This window comes from Mangrovibacterium marinum, from assembly GCF_003046625.1.
GTDB lineage: Bacteria > Bacteroidota > Bacteroidia > Bacteroidales > Prolixibacteraceae > Mangrovibacterium > Mangrovibacterium marinum.
This window is the reverse complement of sequence record NZ_QAAD01000005.1, coordinates 1-23,450: the sequence shown is the minus strand read 5'-3', so window position 1 is coordinate 23,450 and position 23,450 is coordinate 1. Positions and strand designations below refer to the sequence as shown.

22 protein-coding genes are annotated in these 23,450 nt (G+C 46.9%); 10 read left to right on the top strand and 12 right to left on the bottom strand.

The window, feature by feature from the left end; all coding sequences use genetic code 11:
• Positions 1-2 precede the first annotated feature (2 nt).
• Complete coding sequence (gene rpsF, locus C8N47_RS05790) at positions 3-350, bottom strand: 30S ribosomal protein S6 (protein ID WP_107821591.1); 348 nt, start codon at positions 348-350, stop codon at positions 3-5.
• A 229-nt stretch (positions 351-579) separates the two neighbouring features.
• Here rpsF and C8N47_RS05785 point away from each other — a divergent pair, with 229 nt between their 5' ends.
• Genes C8N47_RS05785 through C8N47_RS05775 form a run of 3 tightly spaced genes read left to right on the top strand, consistent with a single transcriptional unit; the run spans position 580 to position 2,253 of the window.
• On the top strand, positions 580-1,188 hold the full coding sequence (locus C8N47_RS05785) for a beta-phosphoglucomutase family hydrolase (protein WP_107821590.1): 609 nt from the start codon (positions 580-582) through the stop codon (positions 1,186-1,188).
• 17 nt (positions 1,189-1,205) lie between these two features.
• Positions 1,206-1,574, top strand: coding sequence for a CidA/LrgA family protein (locus tag C8N47_RS05780; RefSeq protein ID WP_107821589.1), 369 nt, complete (start codon positions 1,206-1,208; stop codon positions 1,572-1,574).
• Positions 1,558-2,253, top strand: a complete 696-nt coding sequence (locus C8N47_RS05775) for an LrgB family protein (RefSeq protein ID WP_107821588.1) — start codon at positions 1,558-1,560, stop codon at positions 2,251-2,253. The genes C8N47_RS05780 and C8N47_RS05775 overlap by 17 nt, the downstream gene beginning before the upstream one ends.
• Positions 2,254-2,585: 332 nt before the next feature.
• On the opposite strand, the gene C8N47_RS05765 is transcribed toward C8N47_RS05775, so the two are convergent.
• Both C8N47_RS05765 and tsaD read right to left on the bottom strand, forming a co-directional pair.
• Positions 2,586-3,563 (bottom strand): CobW family GTP-binding protein, encoded by a 978-nt coding sequence (locus C8N47_RS05765; RefSeq protein WP_107821586.1) that lies wholly within the window; start codon positions 3,561-3,563, stop codon positions 2,586-2,588.
• A 113-nt stretch (positions 3,564-3,676) separates the two neighbouring features.
• Entirely contained in the window at positions 3,677-4,714 is a 1,038-nt protein-coding gene (gene tsaD / locus C8N47_RS05760; protein WP_107821585.1) for a tRNA (adenosine(37)-N6)-threonylcarbamoyltransferase complex transferase subunit TsaD, read from the bottom strand.
• A gap of 143 nt (positions 4,715-4,857) precedes the next feature.
• Here tsaD and C8N47_RS05755 point away from each other — a divergent pair, with 143 nt between their 5' ends.
• The 5 genes from C8N47_RS05755 (at position 4,858) to tolA (ending at position 12,988) form a co-directional block, all read left to right on the top strand.
• Positions 4,858-9,204: a translocation/assembly module TamB domain-containing protein gene (locus tag C8N47_RS05755; RefSeq protein ID WP_107821584.1), complete on the top strand. Its 4,347-nt coding sequence runs from the start codon at positions 4,858-4,860 to the stop codon at positions 9,202-9,204.
• A gap of 119 nt (positions 9,205-9,323) precedes the next feature.
• The gene (gene nhaD, locus C8N47_RS05750; RefSeq protein ID WP_107821583.1) at positions 9,324-10,706 is read left to right on the top strand and encodes a sodium:proton antiporter NhaD; all 1,383 of its coding nucleotides are present in this window, start codon (positions 9,324-9,326) and stop codon (positions 10,704-10,706) included.
• Positions 10,707-10,800: 94 nt separating this feature from the next.
• Positions 10,801-11,508 (top strand): MotA/TolQ/ExbB proton channel family protein, encoded by a 708-nt coding sequence (locus C8N47_RS05745; RefSeq protein ID WP_107821582.1) that lies wholly within the window; start codon positions 10,801-10,803, stop codon positions 11,506-11,508.
• Between the two features lie 5 nt (positions 11,509-11,513).
• Positions 11,514-11,921, top strand: coding sequence for an ExbD/TolR family protein (locus C8N47_RS05740; RefSeq protein ID WP_107821581.1), 408 nt, complete (start codon positions 11,514-11,516; stop codon positions 11,919-11,921).
• Positions 11,921-12,988 (top strand): cell envelope integrity protein TolA, encoded by a 1,068-nt coding sequence (gene tolA / locus C8N47_RS05735; RefSeq protein ID WP_107821580.1) that lies wholly within the window; start codon positions 11,921-11,923, stop codon positions 12,986-12,988. Before C8N47_RS05740 ends, tolA begins: the two co-directional genes overlap by 1 nt.
• Here the strand turns inward: tolA and C8N47_RS05730 are convergent, their stop codons facing one another.
• Positions 12,989-13,267 carry a tetratricopeptide repeat protein gene (locus C8N47_RS05730; RefSeq protein WP_107821579.1) on the bottom strand — a complete coding sequence of 93 codons (279 nt, stop codon included), beginning with the start codon at positions 13,265-13,267 and terminating at the stop codon, positions 12,989-12,991.
• A gap of 95 nt (positions 13,268-13,362) precedes the next feature.
• On the opposite strand from C8N47_RS05730, the gene C8N47_RS05725 reads away from it, so the two are divergent.
• Positions 13,363-13,959: a nitroreductase family protein gene (locus C8N47_RS05725; protein ID WP_107821578.1), complete on the top strand. Its 597-nt coding sequence runs from the start codon at positions 13,363-13,365 to the stop codon at positions 13,957-13,959.
• A 52-nt stretch (positions 13,960-14,011) separates the two neighbouring features.
• Here C8N47_RS05725 and C8N47_RS05720 read toward each other — a convergent pair whose 3' ends face one another.
• From C8N47_RS05720 to C8N47_RS18840, 7 genes are all read right to left on the bottom strand, one after another.
• Positions 14,012-14,437, bottom strand: a complete 426-nt coding sequence (locus tag C8N47_RS05720) for a MarR family winged helix-turn-helix transcriptional regulator (RefSeq protein WP_107821577.1) — start codon at positions 14,435-14,437, stop codon at positions 14,012-14,014.
• Between the two features lie 49 nt (positions 14,438-14,486).
• On the bottom strand, positions 14,487-14,963 hold the full coding sequence (locus C8N47_RS05715) for a glutathione peroxidase (RefSeq protein ID WP_107821820.1): 477 nt from the start codon (positions 14,961-14,963) through the stop codon (positions 14,487-14,489).
• 19 nt (positions 14,964-14,982) lie between these two features.
• Positions 14,983-15,420 carry an organic hydroperoxide resistance protein gene (locus C8N47_RS05710; RefSeq protein WP_107821576.1) on the bottom strand — a complete coding sequence of 146 codons (438 nt, stop codon included), beginning with the start codon at positions 15,418-15,420 and terminating at the stop codon, positions 14,983-14,985.
• Positions 15,421-15,843: 423 nt separating this feature from the next.
• The gene (locus tag C8N47_RS05705; RefSeq protein WP_107821575.1) at positions 15,844-18,036 is read right to left on the bottom strand and encodes a RelA/SpoT family protein; all 2,193 of its coding nucleotides are present in this window, start codon (positions 18,034-18,036) and stop codon (positions 15,844-15,846) included.
• Positions 18,037-18,288: 252 nt separating this feature from the next.
• A complete protein-coding gene (locus tag C8N47_RS05700; RefSeq protein WP_107821819.1) occupies positions 18,289-18,801 on the bottom strand; it encodes a ferritin in 513 nt (170 codons plus the stop codon).
• Positions 18,802-18,907: 106 nt separating this feature from the next.
• Positions 18,908-19,468, bottom strand: coding sequence for a hypothetical protein (locus tag C8N47_RS18845; RefSeq protein ID WP_107821574.1), 561 nt, complete (start codon positions 19,466-19,468; stop codon positions 18,908-18,910).
• Positions 19,469-19,569: 101 nt separating this feature from the next.
• Positions 19,570-20,673, bottom strand: coding sequence for a DNA polymerase III subunit gamma/tau (locus C8N47_RS18840; protein WP_107821573.1), 1,104 nt, complete (start codon positions 20,671-20,673; stop codon positions 19,570-19,572).
• 217 nt (positions 20,674-20,890) lie between these two features.
• Between C8N47_RS18840 and C8N47_RS05685 the strand changes: the two genes are divergently transcribed.
• The gene (locus C8N47_RS05685; RefSeq protein WP_107821572.1) at positions 20,891-21,430 is read left to right on the top strand and encodes a glutathione peroxidase; all 540 of its coding nucleotides are present in this window, start codon (positions 20,891-20,893) and stop codon (positions 21,428-21,430) included.
• 217 nt (positions 21,431-21,647) lie between these two features.
• Here the strand turns inward: C8N47_RS05685 and C8N47_RS05680 are convergent, their stop codons facing one another.
• Positions 21,648-22,646 carry a hypothetical protein gene (locus tag C8N47_RS05680; RefSeq protein ID WP_211316060.1) on the bottom strand — a complete coding sequence of 333 codons (999 nt, stop codon included), beginning with the start codon at positions 22,644-22,646 and terminating at the stop codon, positions 21,648-21,650.
• Between the last annotated feature and the right edge of the window lie 804 nt (positions 22,647-23,450).

Genomic DNA, 23,450 nt, shown 5'->3' with positions numbered 1-23,450 from the left:
GCTTAATTCTCCTTTTCAGCTTTAGTTTTGTTTCTTCTTTTCTCTGCATACTCTGCTGCGTATTTGTCCTGTTTGAAAGTCAGGAAACGAATAATACGCTCGTCGCGACGGTACTGGATTTCCATTTTTTCGATCAATTCGGGTTCAGCTTTGAACTCGAACATCTGATAGAAACCTGTACTTTTTTTCTGAATGGGATAAGCTAATTTGCGTAATCCCCAGTGCTCTTCATTGACAATTTCGCCACCGTTTTCGGTGATGATGTCTTTGAATTTCTGTACCGCTTCCTTTATCTGTACGTCAGATAAAACGGGAGTTGCAATGAAAACGGTTTCATACTGGTTTTTCATAAAACATCTAATTTATTAAACATTAAAAAATTACACCTATCTTTTAGGTCGCGCAAAATTAGGAATATTTTAGTTTTTCACAAACCATTTTCCGAAAGAAAAGCAACCGACAGCTTATTTTCACGCATCTCAAGCCAATTTTAAGTTTGCTGCCATTCCGCTGTTCTTACGAATGAATTGAAATAAGCCTTCGATTTTGTTTGTTACCTTTGCGGCTCAATTTTGAATTATGGTATTGGAAAAACATCCGAAAGCCGAAGCGCTGATCTTTGATCTGGACGGAACCCTGTCCGACTCGCTTCCGGTGCACATTGCCACCTGGCATCAGGTGTGCGCGCATTACAACTGTAAATTTAACGAGAAGATTATCGATGAGCTGACCGGCATGCCGACCATCCGCTTTGCCGAACGCATTATCGAGGAAAACGGACTGCGCGGGGTCGATCCGCACGAAATGGTGAAAATGAAGCAGGAAACCTTCTGGAAACATGCCTCGCTGCTAAAACCGCACCAGGCCGTCGTTGATTTCATGAAAAGCTTCCACGGTAAAATTCCACTGGCCGTAGGTACAGGAGCCAGCCGCCGAAGTGCCGAAGTGCAGTTGAAAACCCTGGGACTGACCCATTATTTCGATGCCATTGTTACGGCCGACGATGTCAGCCATCATAAACCCGAGCCGGAGACCTTCCTTCGCTGTGCCGAGATGGTTGGTGTAAAAGCCGAAAACTGCCAGGTATTGGAAGACGGTGTTCTGGGTATGGAGGCCGCCAAAACAGCAGGCATGTATCTGATTGATGTGCGGCCAATCACTTACGAAAACTTTAGCATCGCTGATTAAGCATTGTACATTTTGACATGAAGATTTTCAAACAGCTTTTCATCATCCTGGCCATCAATTTGGCGGGTGATTTAATCAGCAGGTACCTGCACCTCCCCCTGCCCGGCCCGATTACCGGAATGTTGCTGCTGCTGATTTTGTTGCTAACGGGGGTTTTGAAAGAACGCGAAATTCGCGACACCGCCGATTTCATGCTTCAAAATATGGGTTTTTTCTTCATCCCCGCCGGGGTGAGCGTTATGATCTCGTACCATGCTCTCGACGGCTTTTATTTTGAAACGGTGTTGGTGGTGGTTCTATCCACCATCCTGGTGATGGCTGTCACAGCACTGGCCACGCAATTGTTTATTCGTTTAAACGAAAAGAAAAATGGAAAACATCACTAATACCCATCTGTTTGGCATCCTGCTGACCGTGGGGCTGTTCTACCTGATTACTTTAATCAAACATCGTTCGCGGCAAAACTGGCTGAATCCGCTGTTGTTGTCCGTGATCATCATCATCTGCATTCTTGTGTTGACCGAGATCCCCTTTGAGCACTACATGAAAGGCGGAAGCGTGATCCATGCTTTTCTGGGGCCTGTAACGGTTGTTTTGGCTTTACCGCTGTATCGTCAGCGCAAGCTTTTGGTTGAACACAAATATTCCATCGTTGGAGGCATCCTTGCCGGCGTCGCTTCAGCTGTATTATCGGTTGTCGGACTGAGTCGCCTGCTGGGCTTGAACGAACTGCTCGAACGCTCGCTTATCCCACACTCGGTAACGACCCCCATCGGTATTAGTGTCAGCAACATGCTGGAGGCAAACGAGGGAATCACCATCATCTCGATCATCATTACCGGCATACTGGGGGGATCCATCGCTCCGGTTTTACTCAAACTACTGCGCATTAAACACCCGGTTGCAAAAGGACTGAGTATTGGTACTTCGTCGCACGCATTGGGAACCACCAAAGCCATTGAGATGGGCGAAACAGAAGCAGCCATGAGCAGCCTGGCCATTGGTGTGGCAGCACTGACAACAGTGCTCGTGGTAATTGTTATGCAAACGATGGGCTGGTACTAAGGGGAAAATTCCAAAGGGTGAAAAGAGAAATTCCAAAAAGGGAAAATCCAAATCCCAAAGGGTGAAATTCCAAATTCCAAAAAGAGAAAATCCAAAAAGGGAAAATCTAAATCCCAAAGGGTGAAAGTCCAAATCCCAAAGGATGAAATTCCAAAAAGGGAAAATCCAAAAAGAGAAATTCCAAATTCCAAAAAGGGAAATTCCAAAAAGGGAAATTACAATTTACAAAGGGCTACACAGTCTGGTGATGGGTTGATGCGAAACTACCTTTTGACTTTTCACTTTTGACTTTACACTTTTTCCTTTTGCCTTTTTACTTTCTACTTCCGCCTTCACACTTCCTTCCCGTCCAAATAGTGCATCAACTCGTGAACCACGCGTTCGTGATCAATATCGCTGCCGATAAAAACCAGTGTATTGACGGGCTCTTCGCCGGGTTCCAGAAAAGATCCTTCGGCATAGGACACCGCTCCTCCGACCGATTGCACAATGGTTTTGAAAGGAGAGTTCTGCGCACACAACAGGCCTTTAATCCGGTAAATTTCCCGCTGATTGATGGCTGCATAATAGTTAAACCAATATTTAAAACGGTCTAAATTGATAAAACCGTCAAATTGATGGGTAAAGGTGCTGTATTTCTTCGATTCCACCATGCGAAACATCACCGGTCGGGCCAGTTTTTGCTCGATCTGCCCCTGCACGGCCTCGCTGAATTTCTCGAGCGAGAAATCCGCTAAAACACCATAATTGGCCTGCCTGATCAGCGCTGATCCGTTAAAAGCCAAAAGCTGCCTTTCCAGTATCGACAGGCTCTTCGCGTCAATTTCGTCGACTTTATTGACCAAAAGCAGGTCGCTCAAGATAAGCTGCATCTGTTGCTCGGTTGCCGTCAGTTGCCGGGTGGCATTTTGAGCATCAACCAGGCAAATACTTCCATCCAGCTGAAAGCGTTCCTTCAGGTCATCGTCGTCGAAAAATGGCTTAATCACATTGGCCAGGTCGGCAATGCCGGTGGTTTCAATCAACAGGAAATCCAGCTCGCCGGCTTTATCGGCCAAATCGAGTAAGGTGAGTGAAAACTCGTTCGAGATGGTACAGCAAATACAGCCATTGCTCAAATCGAAAATATTGTCAGCCCGCATGCCAACAATCAAATCCTGGTCGATGGATTTTTCACCGAACTCATTTTCAACCAACGCCAGTTTCAGATGCTGGTGTTTTTTAATCAGCTCGTTGATAAAGGTTGTTTTACCGGCTCCCAAAAAGCCGGTTACCAGGATCACACGTATTTTCTTAATTTCGGATAGCATTAAATGACGAAAGTTGATTTCCTGATTTGAAACTTGAAACCTGGAATTTGGAACTTGGAATTTGGAATTTGGAATTTGAAATTTGGAACTTGAAATTTGGAACTTGAAACCTGCTACTCCTGAATATTCATCCGGGCAAAAGGTACCGCATCCTGACCGATAAATTCCCCTTTCAGGTACTTGTAGTGTCCGGTCATGGCAATCATTGCCGCGTTGTCCATGGTAAAGGCAAACTTGGGAATAAAAAGGTTCCAGTGGCGTTTTTCGGCTTCGGCACGCAGTGCATTTTGCAAGCCCGAATTGGCTGAAACCCCACCAGCGACGGTCACTTCGCGGATGCCGGTTTGTTTGCAAGCCTTCACCAGCTTTGCCATCAGGATGTCGATGATTGTTTTCTGAAGCGAGGCACATAAATCGGCCTTATTCTGCTCAATAAAGTTTTCGTTTTCCTTTAACTGATCGCGCAAAAAGTAAAGGAAGCTTGTTTTCAAACCACTAAAGCTATAGTCGAGTTCTTTAATCCGGGGCTTGGCAAACTGATAAGCATCGGCATTTCCTTCCTTCGCCAAACGATCGATCAAAGGGCCTCCGGGATAGGGCATCCCCATCACTTTGGCACATTTATCGAAGGCCTCGCCGGCCGCATCGTCAATAGTCTGGCCAATCACCTCCATGGTCAGGTGGTCTTTCACCAAAATAATTTGCGAGTTGCCGCCACTCACCAGCAAACACAAATGCGGAAACTTCGGAGAACGATTTTCGGCCCCTTCTTCTTTTAAAAAGTGTGCCAGAACATGTCCTTGCAGGTGGTTAATTTCGATCATCGGAATGCCGGCTGCCAGCGCATAACCTTTGGCAAAGGAAGTACCAACAAGCAGCGAGCCCAGCAAACCCGGTCCGCGGGTAAAGGCAATCGCCGATATGTTTTTGCGATCGATGCCGGCCTGCTTAATGGCCTGATCCACCACCGGCACAATATTTTGTTGGTGCGCCCGCGAAGCCAGCTCGGGAACCACGCCCCCGTAAGCCTCGTGAACCTTCTGACTGGCAATGACGTTTGACAAAAGGAAACCGTTTTTCAGTACTGCTGCCGAGGTGTCGTCGCACGATGACTCAATGCCGAGTATGATGATATCTTTTTCCTGATCCATAATTTTAGCTACTTTTTAAATGGGAAACTTCATCCGGGGATTTAAGAAATCCATCGATTTTAGTTTATTTTGCGTGTAAACAAGGGGACAAAATTATTAAAAAAACACTCAAAATAGCAGTTTGGTTTACAGGAGCCATTTTCGTGCTTCTGCTGGCGGCATATCTGGCTTTTCAAACCAGTGCTGTTCAAACCTTTATTGTTCGCCACATTACCACCGAGCTTAGCAAAACGCTCAACACCGAGGTCAGTGTAAAACGGGTTAATATTTCTTTTTTTAGCAAAGTTATCCTCAAAGGCGTTTACATCGGCGACCAGCAACAGGACACCCTGCTGTATATCGACGACTTGGTTGCCAATATCGATGCCCTGAAGTTCAAGAAGAAAACAATCGATCTTTCGTCGGTCAGCCTGCTGGGCACCAAGTTTCGCCTTTCAACCAATGAAGAACATCTGCCCAACTACAGCTTTTTGCTCGATCATCTGCGAAAAACATCGGCCAAAAAAGACTCCGGAAGCTGGGAAATTACCTGTCGGAATTTTCTGTTCGACCGGGCACAGGTCGGTTACTCGTACTTCCGGCAACACGACAAAAACCTGATTGATTTACGGAATATTCATCTCGAGATTTCAGACTTTGCGCTGGACAAAGATTCAATTTATTTTCGGATCAATCATCTGAACCTGGACGATAACAAACTGCTAAAGCTGGAAAACCTGAATGCAGAATTCACTTCACGAAAGCGACTCATAAAGCTTACAAATCTGCGGGTTAAAACCAATCAATCGCAGATAACAAAAGCCGATTTCACCTTCGATCAGCGAGCGCTGAAAAAGGGAGACGACTTCGCCAACAGCCAGATAGACCTAAACCTGGAAGCCGCAACCATCAACCTGGCCGACCTGGGCAATTTTATTCCCCAACTAAAAAGTTACCAGCAGGAGTTGAAGCTTTCGGGGCATGTTTTCGGGAAAATTACCGAGCTGCGGGGACGGAACCTGCATTTCAGCACGGGCCGCTCCACAGCCATCAACTGCAACTTCTACTTAAACGGGCTACCCGACCTTGCGCAGACTTTCATACAGCTTGACCTGCAAAACTCGGCCATCGACTTCCGCGACATCTCCGGCATCCTTTCAACGAACCAACTGATTGCCCAAAGCCCCAGGCTGGCGGCTATTTTCAACGATGCCGGGCTGATTCGTTACCACGGTAATTTTACCGGCTTTTTAAGCGATTTTGTCGCCTATGGCTCCATCCGGTCCGATTTTGGGCGGATCGACACCGACTTGTCGTTTAAGCCCGACGAGAACAAACATCAGCAAGTCAACATTGCCGGACACCTGAGAACCTACAATTTCAACCTTGGCAAGTTTACCCAGTCGCCCCAGATTGGCCGCTTTACCTTTGCCGGTCAGGTTGACGGGAACTACAACAGTCGGCGTAATGCGTTCAACGCCGCCGTGAAAGGGCGAATTGACAGCATTGCAATAAGAGACTACAGCTATCGGAAAATCAATCTGGACGGCTTGATACAAGAGCAAAAATTTGAAGGTCAGGTATCGATCGACGACCCCAACCTGAATTGTTTGTTCAGCGGAAAAATCGACAACGATCCCGGCAAGCCGGCTTACGACTTTGAGCTGATGCTGAACAAAGCCGACCTGGTAGCTCTGAAACTGGACAAAAGCCATCAAAAATCAGATCTATCGCTTCATGTTAACGCCAACTTCTCGGGCAAGAATATTGATGAGATAAAAGGCACAATAAACGTTAACGATGGAAGTTATAGCAGTGGACAAGACACCATCCTGCTGAATAGTCTGGCCGTTGAAACCAGCTCGGGAGATCAAAATTCGCTGAAACTGAAATCGGACTTTCTGGATGTGGATATTGAGGGCTCCTACCGGTTTAATTTGCTGCCCCAAAGTCTGCAAAACCTGCTGCATTTTTATCTGCCATCGAGCGGAGCCAGCTGGCGGCAAACAGCGGCAAACAACATTTTTAAGGTCGATGCCGAGATTAAAAATGTGGAGCCGCTGATGCGTGTTTTTTCGCCCAAGCTGCAAATCACCAGCGGCTATGTTACCGGAAGTATCGACGAAAGCCAAAACAAAATCGATTTGTATTCCGAGATCGCCGCCATTCAGTATGCCGATCTGTCGCTCAAAGGCTATTCGCTTTCAGTTCGCAGCGGCGAGCAACTGGAGATCAAGAGCCGGGCGGAAGAGTTGAACTATGCCGACAAGCAAAAACTATACAACCTGGCATTGCTGGCCACGGCTAACGACGACCAAATGAAGGCCAAGTTTGTGTGGAATAATTACGACATTCTCACGTACAGCGGCGAAGTGGAGTCGGATGTATACTTTAGCCGAAAGGAAGACGGCACCAGCCACATCGACCTGAAAATTGCGCCCAGCAAAATCTATATCGCCGATACCCTTTGGCAGATCAGGCCTGCCGCCATCGCCATCGACTCGAGCCGTATTGAAGTTGACAACCTGATGCTTTCGCACAAAAACCAGTTCATTTCGTTTAACGGAGTGATTTCCAACAACGAAGAAGACCAGATTGATATGCGAATTAATCAGTTTAAACTGGAAAATCTGAATCTTTTAACCGGCGATAAAAATAAACTGAAGGGCATGCTCGATGGCACCATCAGCTTTATCGACTTATACAAGCGTCCGCTCTTCCTCTCGGATATCAAACTGAAGGATTTCAATTACAACAACACCCCTGCCGGCAATATTTCGATGCTCAGTAAGTGGGACCGCCCCTCGCAGTCGATCCAATCGGAGCTGATTGTTGATAACGACACCCGCCAAACCCTGTATGGCTATGGCAGCTACTTCCCCATAAACGACAGCCTCGACTTTACCATTAATGCCGACGCCTTATCGTTGAGCTTGCTGAATACGGTAATGGGCAGTAGTTTCGAAAACATTCACGGCAGTGCAAGCGGTGAGCTCAAAATAAAGGGCGGGCTGGACAAAATTGAGATGTACGGCGACATGATGGGTATCAACGCCGGACTGGCACTCAAACACCTTCAGGTAAGTTATTATTTTACCAACCTGGTGAAATTCCGGGGCGACTCGATGATCTTCGACAATATTGAAATTCAGGATTTTGAAGGACATACCGGTATTTTTAACGGGTCGATACGGCACGATAATTTCTCGAATATGGATTACAACCTGAGTATTCGTTCCAACGACTTACTGGTGATGAACACAACGCCTCAGATCAATCCGCGATTTTACGGGAAAGCTTACGCCAGCGGGCTTGTAAAAATCACCGGCCACGGAGCCCGGGTTTTTATCGACGGTACAGCCCGCACGCTAAGCCAAACAGCCATCAATATTGCGCTGGACTACGAAGAGGAAGCCCAGGAATACGACTTCATCCGCTTTGTGAGCCACAAGGCCGAAGAGGAGAAAGCTGTTTTTATCCGCCAACGGCCGGACGAATCGGCGGTGAACATGAATTTCAACTTAAACCTTACGCCCGACGCCCATTTTCAACTGGTTTACAACTCCAGCATTGGCGATGTCATCCGGGCGCAGGGAACCGGCAATATGCAGCTTAAAATTGATCCCGACTTCAACATCGAGCTCTATGGCGATTACCTGGTCGACCGGGGCGACTATTTGTTTACCCTGAAGAACGTGATCAACAAGAAATTTGAAATCGAACGGGGTGGTAAAATTCAATGGAACGGCGATCCCTACGATGCCAATATCGATGTAAATGCCATTTACCGGCTGAAAGCTTCGCTGAATGAGCTATTTGTCAACTCCACCGAAACCGTTGATTACACACAGCGTGTGCCGGTTGTTTGCCGCATCAGCCTGAAGGACAACCTGAACAGCCCCGACATCAGTTTCGGAATTGAATTTCCATCGGCCGAAGACCGGATCAAGGAAGAAGTAAAACAATTTATGAGCACCGATGAAGATATGAACAAACAGATCCTCTCGCTGCTGGTTATGGGCCGTTTCTACACTCCCGAATATCTTCGGGGAAGCTACGAAGCACAGAATCCCAACCTGGTGGGCACCACGGCCAGCGAGCTGTTTTCAAATCAGCTGAGCAACTGGTTATCGCAGATCAGCAACGATTTTGACATCGGTGTTAATTATCGGCCCGGCAACCAGATTACCGACGATGAGATTGAACTGGCACTAAGCACACAGTTTTTTAACGACCGGGTGACGGTAAATGGCAACATCAGCAATAACACCAACCAAACCGGAACAACGACCACCAACAGCAACAGTAGTTTTATAGGCGATTTTGATGTGAATGTTAAACTGACCAACAACGGGAAGCTTCAGCTGAAAGCCTACAACCACTCCAACAACAACATCATTTACGAAACCTCGCCCTACAAACAGGGCATTGGCCTGAGCTACCGCGAAAATTACGACAGCTTCGAAGAACTGTGGCAAAAGTTCCTCAAACTATTTCGCCGGAAGAAATAAACCGATATGAACTAAACGTGATTTGTACGCTGAAATCGATTAATGATGCGACACGGCTTGTCAAGTTTTTTATTTTTGTGGTCAAAACCTTTTCAAAACTTTTAATTTAAACTCCAACTATGTTCTTATTAATGGTTGCAGTGTTTGTGCTGGGTTACCTGGCAATAGCACTCGAACATCCTCTGAAGGTCGACAAAGCTGCATCGGCCCTGATTATTGGCACCCTTTGTTGGGTTGTATACATCATTGGTTCAAAACAAATTTTATCGCTGGGCTTCAGTCATGCCTGGGAGTCCTTTTCGCAAAGCAACAACGTTTGGCTTACCATACAGGCAGCGCACGAGTTTATCGTGGAACGCGAGATCATCCATCACCTGGGTGAGATTGCCGAGATCTTGTTTTTCCTGATGGGCGCCATGACCATCGTCGAGATGGTTGACCAACACAACGGATTTAAAGCCATTACCGACAAGATAACCACCACCAACAAAGTAAAACTACTTTGGATTTTGAGTTTTCTGACCTTCTTCATGTCAGCCTTGCTGGATAACTTAACCACCACCATTGTACTGGTTGCACTGCTCCGCAAGCTGATTGACGACAAACAAACCCGCTGGTTTTTTGCCAGCATGGTCGTTTTAGCAGCCAATGCCGGTGGTGCCTGGTCGCCCATTGGCGATGTTACTACCATCATGCTGTGGATTGGCGGCCAGGTTACAGCGGCCAATATTGTTGCAGGAGTATTTATTCCCAGCTTAATCTGCGTGGTGGTTCCTTTGGTTATTCTAAGCTTCACCCTGAAAGGAAACATCGAACGTCCGGTGGTCGAAGAGGACAGCTCGGACCTGACCAGTGCGAACAAACAAACGCTGATGCTTATTTTAGGCGTGGCCGGTTTGCTGCTGGTACCGCTTTTCAAAACCACCACTCACCTGCCCCCTTATATGGGAATGCTACTGTCACTGGGCATCATCTGGGTAATTTCCGAGATTATCCACAAAGACCTGGATGCTGAAACAAAAAATAAGTTGCGCGTAACAGCGGTCCTTCGTAAAATTGACATGCCCACGATTCTGTTCTTTTTGGGAATCCTGTCGGCTGTTGCCGCCTTGCAGTCAGCCGGCCACCTGAATCTGCTGTCGCAATATCTGGATAAACATCTGGGCAACATCTTCCTGATCGACCTGGCCATCGGTGTGCTGTCGTCCATTGTCGACAACGTTCCTCTGGTAGCCGGTGCTATGGGTATGTACCCCATTGCCGAAGTAGGAACAAGCGGTTACCTGGCCTCCTTTGTGCAGGATGGCGAGTTTTGGAAGTTTTTGGCCTACACAGCAGGAACCGGCGGCAGCATGCTGATTATCGGATCGGCAGCAGGCGTTGCCGCAATGGGGCTCGAAAAAATCGACTTCATCTGGTATCTGAAAAAAATTTCGTGGTTGGCACTAATCGGCTATCTGGCCGGGGCGGCCTATTATTATTTTGAGTTTGCCATTCGTTAAGTTCAGCTTAAAAATATTCTTATTTTTGCGAGGCATACTTTATTTTAGTGTGCCTCGTTTATTTTTACACGGTCTACAAAAAACAGAAAACAATATGCTGAACTTCGTCCTATTACAAGTGAGTACACCCGTTACCGAAGGTGCTGACTCAATCGCTCAAGCTGCACAACAAGATGGAATTGTCACCCGCTTTTTTGACCTGGCCTTAAAAGGTGGATGGATCATGATCCCGATCCTGGTTCTCTCGCTGGTTGCCGTATTCATCTTTATCGACCGCTACTTAGCGGTTAAAAAAGCCGGCAAGGTTGACAATTCCCTGCTCGAACGCGTGAAAGACTTCATCCTGCAAGGGAAAATTGATGCCGCTCTGACCCTGGCCCGCTCACAAGATACCCCGACGGCCCGCATGATTGAAAAAGGCATTACACGCATTGGCCGACCAATGGCCGATGTTAACACAGCTATTGAGATGGTGGGTAACCTGGAGATCTCGAAACTGGAGAAAGGCTTGCCCGTTTTGGCCAGTGTGGCCGGTGGTGCTCCCATGATCGGTTTCCTGGGCACGGTTATTGGTATGATTCAGGCTTTCTACGATATGGCAAATGCCGGAAATAATATTGACGTGACGCTGCTCTCATCGGGTATTTACCAAGCCATGGTAACCACCGTAGCGGGGCTTACCGTTGGTATTATTGCCTACTTTGCTTACAACATTCTGGTTTCGAATGTCGAAAAAGTAGTCTTCAAAATGGAAGCGGCGACTTCGGAGTTCCTGGATTTATTGAATGAACCTGCAAAATAAGGACAATGGCTTTAAAACGAAGAAATAAAGTTGATGCCAGCTTCAGCATGTCGTCGATGACCGACATCGTGTTTTTGCTGCTGATCTTTTTCATGGTCACATCAACGCTCATTGCGCCCAATGCACTAAAACTGCTTTTGCCCGAGAGCAACAATCAAACAGCGGCAAAACCGATTACAACGGTGTCCATTACCGCCGACCTGAAATACTATGTCAACACCGATGGTAATCCGCGGCGAGTATCCTTTGGCGAGATTGAACCGGCTCTTCAAGGCGCTATGGGGAGCGAAGAGGATGCCTACGTATCGCTACATGCCGATAAGTCCGTACCAATTGAACAGGTTGTCAAAGTAATGAACATTGCCAAGCGCAATAAATATAAAATGATCCTGGCAACAGCACCGGAAAACTAATGAGCTTCATTGGCAAACATAAAGAAGGTTTTTGGGGAACAGTTATTTTCCACGGCCTCATCCTGATCCTGCTGCTGCTGTTCGGCTTCTTCACGCCCCTGCCACTTCCCGGCGAAGAGGGCGTGTTGGTGAACTTTGGCGATAGTAAAACAGGGCTGGGCAAAGAAGAACCGGCTCCTGCACCACGTCGGCGTACACCAGCCAAACAGGAACCGGCGGCTCCGCCGGTACAGGCCCCTACACCTCCCCCGGCATCCTCTTCATCAACACCGGCAACACCGGTTGAAGCGAAGCAGGAGCTAATGACCCAGGATTATGAAAAAACCATCGCTCTCGAGGCCGCCAAAAAGAAAAAGCAAGAAGAAGACCGGAAGAAACAAGAAGAAATAGCACGCCAAAAACAGCTGGCTGATCAAAAGAAAAAAGAAGAGCTGGAACGCGAACGTAAGGCGACTGCCGAAGCGGAAGCAAAACGACAAGCAGAAATAAAGAAACAACAAGCGATTGAAGCCGAGAAACAACGTCTGGCCGAAATAGAGCGGCAGAAACAGGCTGAGCTTGAACGACAACGCCAAGCTGCCGAAGAAGAGCGCAAACGCCGCGAGGCCGAAGCTGCCAAGATCGCACAAATCAACAACCGCGCTGCAAGTGCCTTTGGCTCGGGAGCCGGAAGCAACGACTCTAAAAGCACCGGCCAGGGCGTAAGCTACCCCGGTGGCAACCAAGGCAGTCCAACAGGCGGAAATTTGAACAACTATGGCGATGGTGGTACCGGAAGCGGCAACTCGGGCAACGGCCCCTCATTCAGTCTGGATGGACGCCATGCGCTGGGACTGCCCAAGCCAAACTACCCGGGTAACGAAGAAGGAGTTGTGGTAGTCAGCATCACAGTCGACAAATACGGAAAAGTGAGCAATGCCAAAGCAGGTGTTCGCGGAACCAATACCTACAACACCAGCTTGCTCGAGGCAGCGCGCCAGGCTGCCCTGAAAGCGAGCTTCAATGCCGACCCGGAAGCTCCGGCATTCCAAACCGGAACCATCACTTATCGCTTCGTATTGGATTAATCAGGGATTGATTAAATCGGGATTAAAGAATCCCAAAATAGACCGAACCATATCGATTTGATTTTGGGCACCCGGAAAATGCGCATCAATTTCCAGCACGCGGTTAAAAGCATTGATTGCTTTGCCCCACTCCTGCCTTTTCAGATGAATCTGCCCCTTTTGATACTGCAAACCCGCCGAATGCGGGGCAATTTTCAAAGACTGCTCCAGCAGTTGCGAAGCTTCATCCACTTTATTTTGATCCAGCAAGGTCTGTATCTGCTCAATTTTCGTCTGCATAGTTCGTGTTGTGGCTAAGGGGTGTTAAAACAGATGCTGAAGATACAAACTTATCGGCTTCCGGCTTGTTCTTCCTGTTTAAAACGTGAACACCAATGACAAGCAAAGCAGAAAACATTGAAAACTGGCTTAAAAGCCGCAAATCAACCTTCGTAAACGGACTGAAAGAAGGCAGTAAAATTGACGATGCCATTATCGGGAAGCTGCTCGAAAATGCCAGTTGGGCACCATCGCACGGACTGGTTCAGGCCTGGCATTTCAACGTGTTTGCCGGCGATGCTGTGAAGCGCTTTTTTAGCGTTCAGCAAGAAATTTACAAAGCCATTACGCCGGCCGACAAATTTGTCGATTTTAAGTACGATGCCTACGCCCAAAAGCACCAACGGGTTTCCCACATTATTGCCATTGTCGCAAAGCGCGATCCGTATAAACGTTTTCCGGTTCAGGAAGATGTTGTGTCGGTTGCCTGTGCCGTCGAAAATATCTACCTGAGCCTGCAAGCCTACGATATCGCCGGATACCTGAGCACTGGCGGCATTTGCTACGCGCAACAAATGCGGGATTTTCTGGAGCTGGAAGAGGAAGATGTGCCCATCGGTTTCTTCATCTTAGGTGAAGCCGACGAGAGTTTTCAACGTCCACCGCGGATGCGCATTCCGGCGGCTCAAAAAACAAAGTGGATCCGGGAATAGTTATTTCAGGTTGAAGAACCATAAGTACGCCTTAAAAAACAGGAAAACAAGTCTATCTCAGCTCATCAATCAAGCGGTAGAGTGTGCTGTGCAGTGCTTTTAGCTCGTCAGCGGAGAAATTATTCATTGTCTCGGCCAGTTTAAAAGGAATTTCGGCAGCTAATTGCTCCATACCTTTGCCTTTATCGGTTAGCTGAACAATCACTTTGCGCTCGTCGTCTGTCGCCTTTGCGCGCGTGATAATCGCTTGGCTTTCCATACGCTTTAGCAAGGGCGTAACCGTGTTTGTTTGCAGAAATAAGCGCTTGGCAATGTCGTTTACCGGCATGGCATCGTTTTCCCACAAAACCAGCAACACCAGGTACTGTGGATAAGTGATCTCCAGTTCGTCCAGGAACGGCTGATATTTTCGAATAATCATCCGCGAAACGGAGTAAAACGGAAAACACAATTGATTGTCGAGTTTTAGTTGTTCCATCTTGTTGAAAGTTGCAGCTAGCTTGCAGGGCTACCTGCAAGCCAGCATTTTATAATAGTTTTAAAATATCTTTTTCCATTTTTTCTGGTTTGCTAATCGGGGCAAACCGCTTCACCGGGTTACCCTGCCGGTCAATCAGGAACTTGGTGAAATTCCACTTGATTTTGCGCCCCAGAATGCCGGGTTGCCTCGCCTTCAGAAAAGTATACAACGGATGTTCCTGGTCGCCGTTGACATCAATTTTTTCAAACATCCGGAACGAAACGCCATAGTTAACCAGACAGCCTTCTTGAATGTCTTTCGCACCACCGGGTTCCTGGTTTCCAAATTGATTACAGGGAAAACCTAAAACCACCAGCCCCTGGTCTTTATACTTCTCGTAGAGCTGTTCCAAGCCGGCGTATTGCGGGGTAAAACCACATTTACTGGCCGTATTGACAATAACCACGACTTTCCCTTTAAACTCATCCAAGGCGACTTCTTTCCCTTGTAGCGACTTGGCTTTGTAGTCATATATTGTTTTCATAGCTGTTTCTTTATTTGGATTAATTTTCTGATTGAACTTCCGAAGAAACAAAATCAACAACTTCCAATTCAACCTTAATGTTTCCTTTTGTTGCTTTCGAATACGGACAAGTAGCGTGAGCAAGCGAGGCCAACATCCTGGCCGTAGCCAAATCGACATCTTTGATACGAACAGTGAGCTTCACACTCAAGTCGAACTCCAGTTCCTTCCGATGTAAAGTCACTTCGGCTTCAACCGAACTTGCTTTTTGCTTTAAGCCTTCTTTCAGTATGACGAACTGAAGCGCACTGTCGAAGCAGGCCGCATAACCAGCAGCAAACAGCTGCTCGGGATTGGTATATGCCCCACCAGGACCTCCCATCTCTTTGGGGATTTTAATATTCAGGTCTATAATGCCGTCTTCACTCCTGACCCGACCGTTTCGGCCGCCGTCTGCGGTAACTTTTGTTGTGTACATATTCGTTTGAATTTATATCGTTAGCGACACAAATATAGGCATTATATCGCACGCGACACAAAAAGCAGCCATTTTTTTGTGAAAGTGCCTTTGGGTGATGCGCCTGCCTGCGGTAGACAGGGTTTTCAACCGCATCGGGAATGCTTTGAATAGCGGTTCTGCTTCAACCCAGAGCAAAGACTCATTCTGTCGCAAACTCTTGTTGGTGGGCCTTGCGCCAACTATTTTGGGTAAAAGTCGATGCACGCAAAGACACTAAGGCGCAATGCCAACAACTGTTTTTGATTAGAGGTGGAACGACAACCCGACAACTTTTGAGAAAAACGACAACAGCCTGGTCGAAAATACTAAACTTTCATTCCTGTTGGAGATTCCCCTGAATCGTGAAAGTTTTTATAATTCCTCCATATTGAATGCCCCTTGCTAGCCATCAGCACGCGACACGTGCTGAATACCTTTAATATGTTGGAGTTTGCGCATTAAAAATTCGAGGTGATCAATATTTTGAACATACACACGCAGTGTTCCCAAAAATTCACCTCCGGTACTGTCGATGGCAATGGATCGCATGGAGACGCCAACATCTTTCGAGATTACATTTGAGATTTGCGCAACAATGCCAACCTCTTCGATTCCCGAAAGGCGAATGGTTGCCTGAAAGGAGGTTTTCTTATCCGAATCGCGCCATTTGGCCGGAATGATGCGGTAAGGATAGCGCTCGAACATCTGCTTGGCATTTGGGCATGTTCTCCGATGAATTTTAATGCCTTCGCTGATGGTAACAAAGCCAAATATATCGTCGCCAAAAATCGGGTTACAGCATTGTGCCAGCTTGTGATTAACGTCTTTAATGTTGTTATCAATCACCAGGTAATCGTCGCCGCCCGAAAAGTCCATCTCTTTAAACTGATCGGTAGCCATATTGTCAGCCAGCTTTTGCCTGGCTGATTGTTGCTCAGTCTCCCCTTTTGCGGAGAGCAACTCTTTAATGCTGAGCGTATCGATTTTTTCGGTCGAGATATTATAATACAAATCCTGGGCTAGCTTCAGGCGATAATGCTTCAACAAGGTCCGGATCACTTCATCGTTATACTCAATTTTCCAGTTCTTCAGCTTGCGCAGCAGTATTTCTTTTCCATTGTCGGCCTCCCGTTTGCGTTCTTCGTTCAAACTCGCCTTAATCCGGTTTCGGGCTTTGCTGGTTACCGCAAAATCCAACCAGTCGAGCTTGGGCTTTTGGTTGTTTGACGTGTCGATAGCGATTTGTTCGCCATTTTTCAGCTGATAGCGCAGCGTAACTTTACGGCCATCCACCATACCGCCAACGCAGTGATCGCCCACGGCCGAGTGAATTTCGTAGGCAAAATCGAGCAAGCTGGCTCCCGCCGGCAGTCGCTTTAAATCGCCTTTGGGGGTAAATACAAAAATCTCGTCCTTATAGATATTGGTATTGAACTCGTCGATGAAATCAACCACGTTCAACTCCGGGTTCTCGAGAATCTCGCGAACGCTGGCCAGCCATTTTTCCATTTCTGCCGATGCCGAACCGCCCTTATATTTCCAGTGGGCGGCAAGCCCCTTTTCGGCTACTTCATCCATCCGTTGGGTACGGATTTGAATTTCGACCCACTTTTTATTGGGGCCCAAAACGGTGGCATGCAGGCTTTCGTAACCATTGGATTTTGGAACCGTTATCCAGTCGCGCATCCGTTCAGGATTGGCCTGATACTCCTCAGTTACAATTGAGTACACCTGCCAGCAGTCCGACTTTTCGCTTTGGGGCTCCGAGTCCAGGATGACCCGGATTGCAAAGATATCGTACACCTCTTCGAAAGGAATGCCCGACTTTTTCATCTTATTCCAGATGGAGTTGATCGCCTTGGTGCGGGCTTTCATCTCAAACTTAAACCCTTTGGATTTGAGTTTTTCCTCAATCGGCTTTACAAACTCAGCAACAAAGTTTTTACGTTCTGTTTCCGACTCTTTCAGGCAGTCGAAAACGTGCTGATAGGCCTCGGGTGAAAGATACTTGAGACATAAATCGAGCATTTCCGAATTCACATAATACAGGCCTAAACGGTGAGCCAGTGGTGCATACAGGTGCGAGGTTTCGACCGCAATTTTGCGGATCGAATCGTCGGAATAAGTCTCCAGGTGGCGCATCACGTGCAAACGATCAGCAATCTTCACCAAAATTACCCGAACATCGCCGGCCAGCGCCAGCATCAGCTTACGGTAGTTTTCCGAGTGCAGGTCGACCGTATCGGTGCCCAGCGCATTGATCTTGGCCATCCCCTCCAGAATTGCGCGGACAAAAGGGCCAAACATTTCTTCAATTTCATTGAAACCGGGACGCTTCGGAACATCTTCGTAAGGCACATTGTGCAACAGGCCGGCAATGATCGAATCCATTCCCAAACCGATCTCCCGAGCTACCACCTCCGCCACTTCGAGCGAGTGCAAAATGATGGTCTCTCCACTTTTCCACTTCCGCTCCTCCAAAATGTCATAGGCATAATCGAAAGCCCGCCGAACTTCCTGCCGTTCATTTTCCTGCAGGTTTTCTTTGCAGGCTTCAGCCAACGCCAACCAGGCTTTTTCAATACTTTTGTCCATATTTCAATCAATCGTTAAACTCATTAATAAAACCCACTCTCGCTTCCTGCAAATCATCACTCCGAGTGAAAGCGGGAACGTTTTCCAAGCGTCCTGCGGTGCTGAAGCCCCCAACCTGTCGGCTTGTCAATCAAACATTCCGCCAAAGTCAGGCAAATCCACATCGTCTCCTCGTTCTGTGTTTGCGCACATCAAACAGTATAAAAAAAGGCTACCAACCGGCAGCCTTTTATATATTCGTTCAGAATAGAATTATTCGGCTGCTGTTGAATCAACAAAGGTGCGCGAGGCCAATTCACGATTTAACATGAACAAGCCATTGCCCTGACCGTTGATCAAACGAAGATCGTCGAGAATGCCATTCACGGTTGCTTCTTCTTCAACCTGCTCGTCGACAAACCATTGCAGGAAGCTTTGAGTTGCATGGTCGCTGGCAGCAACAGCCACATCCACCAAGCTATCAATTAAGGCCGTTACTTTTTGCTCGTGAGCCAATGTTTTTTCAAAAGCATCAATAACACTGTCAAATTCCTGATCAACACCTGCGATGGGTTCCAACAACACCCGGCCATTGCGTTCGTGTACGTAGTCGAAGAACTTATTGGCATGTGTTAATTCTTCCTGGTACTGAATTTTCATCCAGTTGGCAAAACCAGACAATCCTTTGGCCTGAAACCAAGCCGACATGGACAGATATAAATAGGCAGAATGCATCTCTGCATTAATTTGAGCGTTCAACGCTTTTTCAACTGATTCTTTAAGCATAATGGTTATTTTTTGTGTTTTTTTCAAAGATAAAGAATTTCGGGAATCATTGCCAGTTCACCGCACCCCTTAATCATTTTTAATATTCTATTTAAAATAGATTTTATCAATGATCACTGAAGTCAAGATTAAAGGTTTGTTTCAGCAAACTAATCTGAGGATTCTTCCGAAGCATCTCGGCAAATTTTTCGGTTTCGGAATAGGGTCTTGCGCGTGTATCGTCCAATTCGCTTATCTCGGTAATCAGCTCAATCCCGGTATTGCGCAGCTCTTTGCGCAACCACGACACCAGGTCGGGCTTAATCTTGCTGATTTCAGTATCCACAATATCACTATCGATTTGCAGTTTCAGTTTACAGCTATCGAAGATCTGTGGTGTGCGCGACAAGCTGGCTTTCAACACCGGGCGGTCGGACAGACGTTGCAGATACTCCTCCCACTTTTGGGCAAAGACTTCAGCGGTAAAGGGTTCGCTCAACTGTTCACCACTGTAATACTTCATCTTATCGATGGCATTTTCTTCCTGGTTTTCCTCCTGAAATTTCCCGGCTAAAGCATCTTTGATAGAAGGTGTGAAACCGCTTCCCTTGCGTTTGATTACACGCCGGCTACTTACCTTTCGGGCTGGCTCTTCGACAGTAGCGGCAACGGGTGCTCCCTGGGTCATCCGGGCAGCTGGGGCCGCAGGACGGTTAGCGGCTGAGGCCTGCGGTGCCGGCTTTATCCCCTCAAAAATAGGAGCCAGCTGATCGCTTACCGTTTCGTCAGCTATTTTTTTTTTAAGGTAAGCTGTGCCATTTTGATCACGGCCAGCTCGACAAGTAAACGTTTGTTTTGGCTGATTTTGTACTGCAAGTCACATTCGTTGCTGATTTTCAGCGCCTCAAACAAAAAGGCCTGATCGCAGCCTGTTGCCTGTTGCTTGTATTTCTCTTTAATCTCGCCTCCCACCTCGAGCAGCTGCACGGTAATGGGGTCTTTACATACCAGCAGGTCGCGCAGGTGACTGCTCAGTCCGGTTATAAAATGGTGGCCATCGAAACCATGATCGAGCACCTCGCTAAAAAGCATCAGCGCGCCGGGAACATCATTCTTCAACAGGGCATCAACCAGTCTGAAGTAGTAGTCGTAATCCAACACATTCAGGTTGGCGATCACATTCTTATAGGTAATTTCCTTCCCCGAGAAGCTCACAATCTGGTCGAAGATCGACAAGGCATCGCGCATAGCTCCATCGGCCTTTTGAGCGATCACATTCAAGGCTTCACCTTCGATGTTTACCGACTCACTTTGGGCAACATAGCCCAGATGACCGGCGATATCAGAGATTTTAATGCGGTTAAAATCAAAAATCTGACAGCGCGACAAGATGGTGGGGATGATTTTATGCTTTTCAGTTGTTGCCAGAATGAACAAGGCATGCTTTGGCGGTTCTTCCAGTGTTTTCAGAAAAGCATTGAAAGCTGCCTGCGAGAGCATGTGAACCTCATCGATGATATAGATGCTGTACTTCCCGATTTGCGGAGGAATACGCACCTGATCAGTCAAGGTCCGAATATCTTCAACCGAGTTATTCGAGGCCGCATCCAGCTCGTGAATGTTGTACGAGCGGTTGCTGTTGAAGGCCTGGCACGACTCACAAGTGTTGCAAGGCTCGGTATCAGCTGTCAGATTCTGGCAGTTGATTGTTTTGGCAAAAATACGGGCACAAGTGGTTTTTCCCACCCCTCGCGGACCACAGAACAGGTACGCATGTGCCAACTGCTGGTTTTTGATGGCATTCTTCAGAGTTGAAGTAATGGATGCCTGACCAACAACCGAGTGAAAAGTGTCGGGACGATATTTTCGTGCTGAAACAATAAAATTCTCCATAATTTTCCTTGTGAGAGTCCAAAGATAAACATTTTGCCCTATTTCGGGGAGCATAGTTATTAACAGTTGCCGATAATCGGGAGAGCTCGTCTGCTAAACATTTTCAACAACAGCCTGTTTTATACAAAATCATTTGCGCCAGGAAAATTTTCAGACCAACGGCGCGTTTATTGTTTCGTGTTATTGCAAATACATCGTCAACTAAAATTGAGATAAAATGAAAAAGTTTAATTTGATGCTGATCTTTGTTTTGACGGCGCTGCTCGGCTTCGGGCAGAAGTCGTTTTACGATTTTACAGTGAAAGATATTGAAGGAAATAACTTCGACATGGCCAATCTGAAAGGCCAAAAAGTACTAGTCGTCAACACCGCTTCCAAGTGTGGTCTCACGCCACAGTACGAAGCACTGGAAGCTTTGTACAAAAAGTATGGAGGCGAAAAATTTGTGATTATTGGCTTTCCGGCCAATAACTTTTTGAGCCAGGAACCCGGATCGAACGACGAGATCGCCGAGTTTTGCCAACGCAACTACGGAGTAAGCTTCCCCATGATGGCCAAAATATCGGTAAAAGGCAGCGATATGGCCCCCATCTACCACTGGCTTACCGAAAAGTCGCTGAACGGCCTCGAAGATTCGTCGGTAGCCTGGAACTTTCAAAAATATATGATCGACGAAAATGGTCGCCTGGTTGGATCGGTAAGTCCCAAAACGGCTCCCGACAGTCCCAAAATCGTCAGCTGGATTGAAGGAAAATAATTTTAGAGACCAGACAAAATAGACGTTAGATGTTAGACGGAGCTCCGATCTCGTTTTGAGATCGGGGCTCTGTCTGTAAAAGTCGATAGACGCCAGATCGCCACGAGATTTTGACTTTGTTTGGACGACAACCCGATAACGTATGACAAGCAGGTCTACAGGATAACAGAAAATCCTCAACGTTCATCGCTATTGGTGACCTCAAGAAACCTAAACGCTAGCTGGTGAAATTGTCGATAAACTGCCCTACTGAAGGATTTGAGCTTCCGTAGCTGACAAGCATAACCTCCAACGAGCTATTCCGAAACCGGGACAAGGCTTTTTCAAGCGACTCCAGAATCCATTCAATTTTGTTTCCAAAAACACCGCCCCCCAGCAGGGTCAAATAAACGCGCTTGTTACCTGTTCGGTTTCGGTTTTCGAGCGCAGCAAACAAGGTGGCCTCATAGCTGGCTTCCAACACCAATCGGGCAAATGGTTCCCACAGCGCTGCGTCAATGCTTGAATAGGCAACCGGCAAAGCGGAACAATAAGCCTGGGTAACAAAGTTTGAACTGCTATTGATCGTTACCTGGCTGTCGGCTTGCACGCCGATTCGCAAACAAGCTTTCAGTTGCTCATATTCATCGGTCGACAAGCTTCCGATAGTCCGGCTAATGAATTTTAACCCCTCAGAAGTGGCTAGCGCATAACCATTGGTCATCGTCCACCATCGATTTTTGTCGTTTTCAAAATATTGTCCGAGTTCCTTCAGGCAGTCAATCTGATTGTCTACATACTGACCTTTTCTTCCGTTAACATCAACAAAATAATTTCGGTAAATGGTGCCGGCACCACACGAAATGGCGCAGGCCGGTCCTTGCGTACCATCGTAGGCATACCTTTCCACGCCCTCCTCGGGCGTAACATCGGGACCAACCATTTCGAGTAAATTGAACTGCGATGCCGCCTGAAAGAATGCGCCCTGATTTTGAGCTAAGCAATGAAGCTTTTGCACATCGCCTACAACTTCAGACAACTGCATTGTCTGGCCGCCCTCGTCCGGGTATGTTGAAGCCAGCCGCAGTTCATGCAAGGAGGGAGTCGTTAACAGACCAATCGTGTAAGCTTGTTTGTTGACTTTTGAGATGAGTTTGTCGCCGACAAGCTCGATATTACGTCGCACCTGATCCGGATTTTGCTCTTTAAAGCCCATTAAATCTTCGAACCACATCATACTCGTTTTTCAGCTTTTACTTTCCTGCTGAAGATAACAGATAAATTCAAATTTGAAATTGCGTATGAATTGTTTTTTAAGTTCGCCCAGCATTTCACCCGTATATTTATAAAAACCACGGGACACTCGCCAACCGAGCACCAACATTCAAACTAACGCTCACACCTAGCCACCTACAGTTAAACAATTAGCCCAAACACACCATCCATTTTCATCCCAGATACCGTCCACCCGGCAACCAGGTTTTTCCGTGAAAGTCCCTTCCCAGACGCTTCAGAGCTGTCTTTTGCTCGTCGACTTTTAACGACCAAAGGACCGTTGTACTACCGGACGGTTTTTTTCTGAAAAAGTCTTACTCGGCAGAGGTGCTAAGGCGTCATGTCAATAACTGGGTTTGATTAGAGGTGGAACGACAACCCGACAACTTTTGAAAACAACGACAACAGCATCGTCGAAAAATAGTAAACTTTCATCCCTGTTGGTGATTCCCGGGAATCATGAAGGTTTTTTCTGAAAGTCACTCACCAAAATATAGTTCGGTTATAAAAGAATTATAATTTTTTCTACGTGCTCACAATGGCAACAACTGTTGGTTCTTAGCGTCTGATGTCAGTTTTTTCTACGGGATTTAATCACCAAAAAAACCACGACCTTTTAATTTCGATAGACGCTTTTTAAATCTGCTAATTGTCTTTCTAACCGTTGTATTCTTTTTAATCTTCGTTGTTCTTCAATTGCCTTGTTCTGGCTACTTAATAAGTAAGGTGTTTTTTCCCAGAGAACAAAGTAAGCAGCCGTCAGGAT

What these genes read in the sequence shown, in the direction of transcription:
- C8N47_RS05700 (WP_107821819.1), bottom strand. Translation starts at nt 18,801, where the DNA reads ATGCTTAAAGAATCAGTTGAAAAAGCGTTGAACGCTCAAATTAATGCA.
- C8N47_RS05720 (WP_107821577.1), bottom strand. Translation starts at nt 14,437, where the DNA reads ATGGAACAACTAAAACTCGACAATCAATTGTGTTTTCCGTTTTACTCC.
- C8N47_RS05745 (WP_107821582.1), top strand. Translation starts at nt 10,801, where the DNA reads ATGCTGAACTTCGTCCTATTACAAGTGAGTACACCCGTTACCGAAGGT.
- tolA (WP_107821580.1), top strand. Translation starts at nt 11,921, where the DNA reads ATGAGCTTCATTGGCAAACATAAAGAAGGTTTTTGGGGAACAGTTATT.
- C8N47_RS05775 (WP_107821588.1), top strand. Translation starts at nt 1,558, where the DNA reads ATGGAAAACATCACTAATACCCATCTGTTTGGCATCCTGCTGACCGTG.
- C8N47_RS05685 (WP_107821572.1), top strand. Translation starts at nt 20,891, where the DNA reads ATGAAAAAGTTTAATTTGATGCTGATCTTTGTTTTGACGGCGCTGCTC.
- nhaD (WP_107821583.1), top strand. Translation starts at nt 9,324, where the DNA reads ATGTTCTTATTAATGGTTGCAGTGTTTGTGCTGGGTTACCTGGCAATA.
- C8N47_RS05715 (WP_107821820.1), bottom strand. Translation starts at nt 14,963, where the DNA reads ATGAAAACAATATATGACTACAAAGCCAAGTCGCTACAAGGGAAAGAA.
- C8N47_RS18840 (WP_107821573.1), bottom strand. Translation starts at nt 20,673, where the DNA reads ATGGAGAATTTTATTGTTTCAGCACGAAAATATCGTCCCGACACTTTT.
- C8N47_RS05710 (WP_107821576.1), bottom strand. Translation starts at nt 15,420, where the DNA reads ATGTACACAACAAAAGTTACCGCAGACGGCGGCCGAAACGGTCGGGTC.
- C8N47_RS05725 (WP_107821578.1), top strand. Translation starts at nt 13,363, where the DNA reads ATGACAAGCAAAGCAGAAAACATTGAAAACTGGCTTAAAAGCCGCAAA.
- C8N47_RS05780 (WP_107821589.1), top strand. Translation starts at nt 1,206, where the DNA reads ATGAAGATTTTCAAACAGCTTTTCATCATCCTGGCCATCAATTTGGCG.
- C8N47_RS05680 (WP_211316060.1), bottom strand. Translation starts at nt 22,646, where the DNA reads ATGATGTGGTTCGAAGATTTAATGGGCTTTAAAGAGCAAAATCCGGAT.
- C8N47_RS05730 (WP_107821579.1), bottom strand. Translation starts at nt 13,267, where the DNA reads ATGCAGACGAAAATTGAGCAGATACAGACCTTGCTGGATCAAAATAAA.
- C8N47_RS18845 (WP_107821574.1), bottom strand. Translation starts at nt 19,468, where the DNA reads ATGACCCAGGGAGCACCCGTTGCCGCTACTGTCGAAGAGCCAGCCCGA.
- rpsF (WP_107821591.1), bottom strand. Translation starts at nt 350, where the DNA reads ATGAAAAACCAGTATGAAACCGTTTTCATTGCAACTCCCGTTTTATCT.
- C8N47_RS05740 (WP_107821581.1), top strand. Translation starts at nt 11,514, where the DNA reads ATGGCTTTAAAACGAAGAAATAAAGTTGATGCCAGCTTCAGCATGTCG.
- tsaD (WP_107821585.1), bottom strand. Translation starts at nt 4,714, where the DNA reads ATGGATCAGGAAAAAGATATCATCATACTCGGCATTGAGTCATCGTGC.
- C8N47_RS05705 (WP_107821575.1), bottom strand. Translation starts at nt 18,036, where the DNA reads ATGGACAAAAGTATTGAAAAAGCCTGGTTGGCGTTGGCTGAAGCCTGC.
- C8N47_RS05785 (WP_107821590.1), top strand. Translation starts at nt 580, where the DNA reads ATGGTATTGGAAAAACATCCGAAAGCCGAAGCGCTGATCTTTGATCTG.
- C8N47_RS05765 (WP_107821586.1), bottom strand. Translation starts at nt 3,563, where the DNA reads ATGCTATCCGAAATTAAGAAAATACGTGTGATCCTGGTAACCGGCTTT.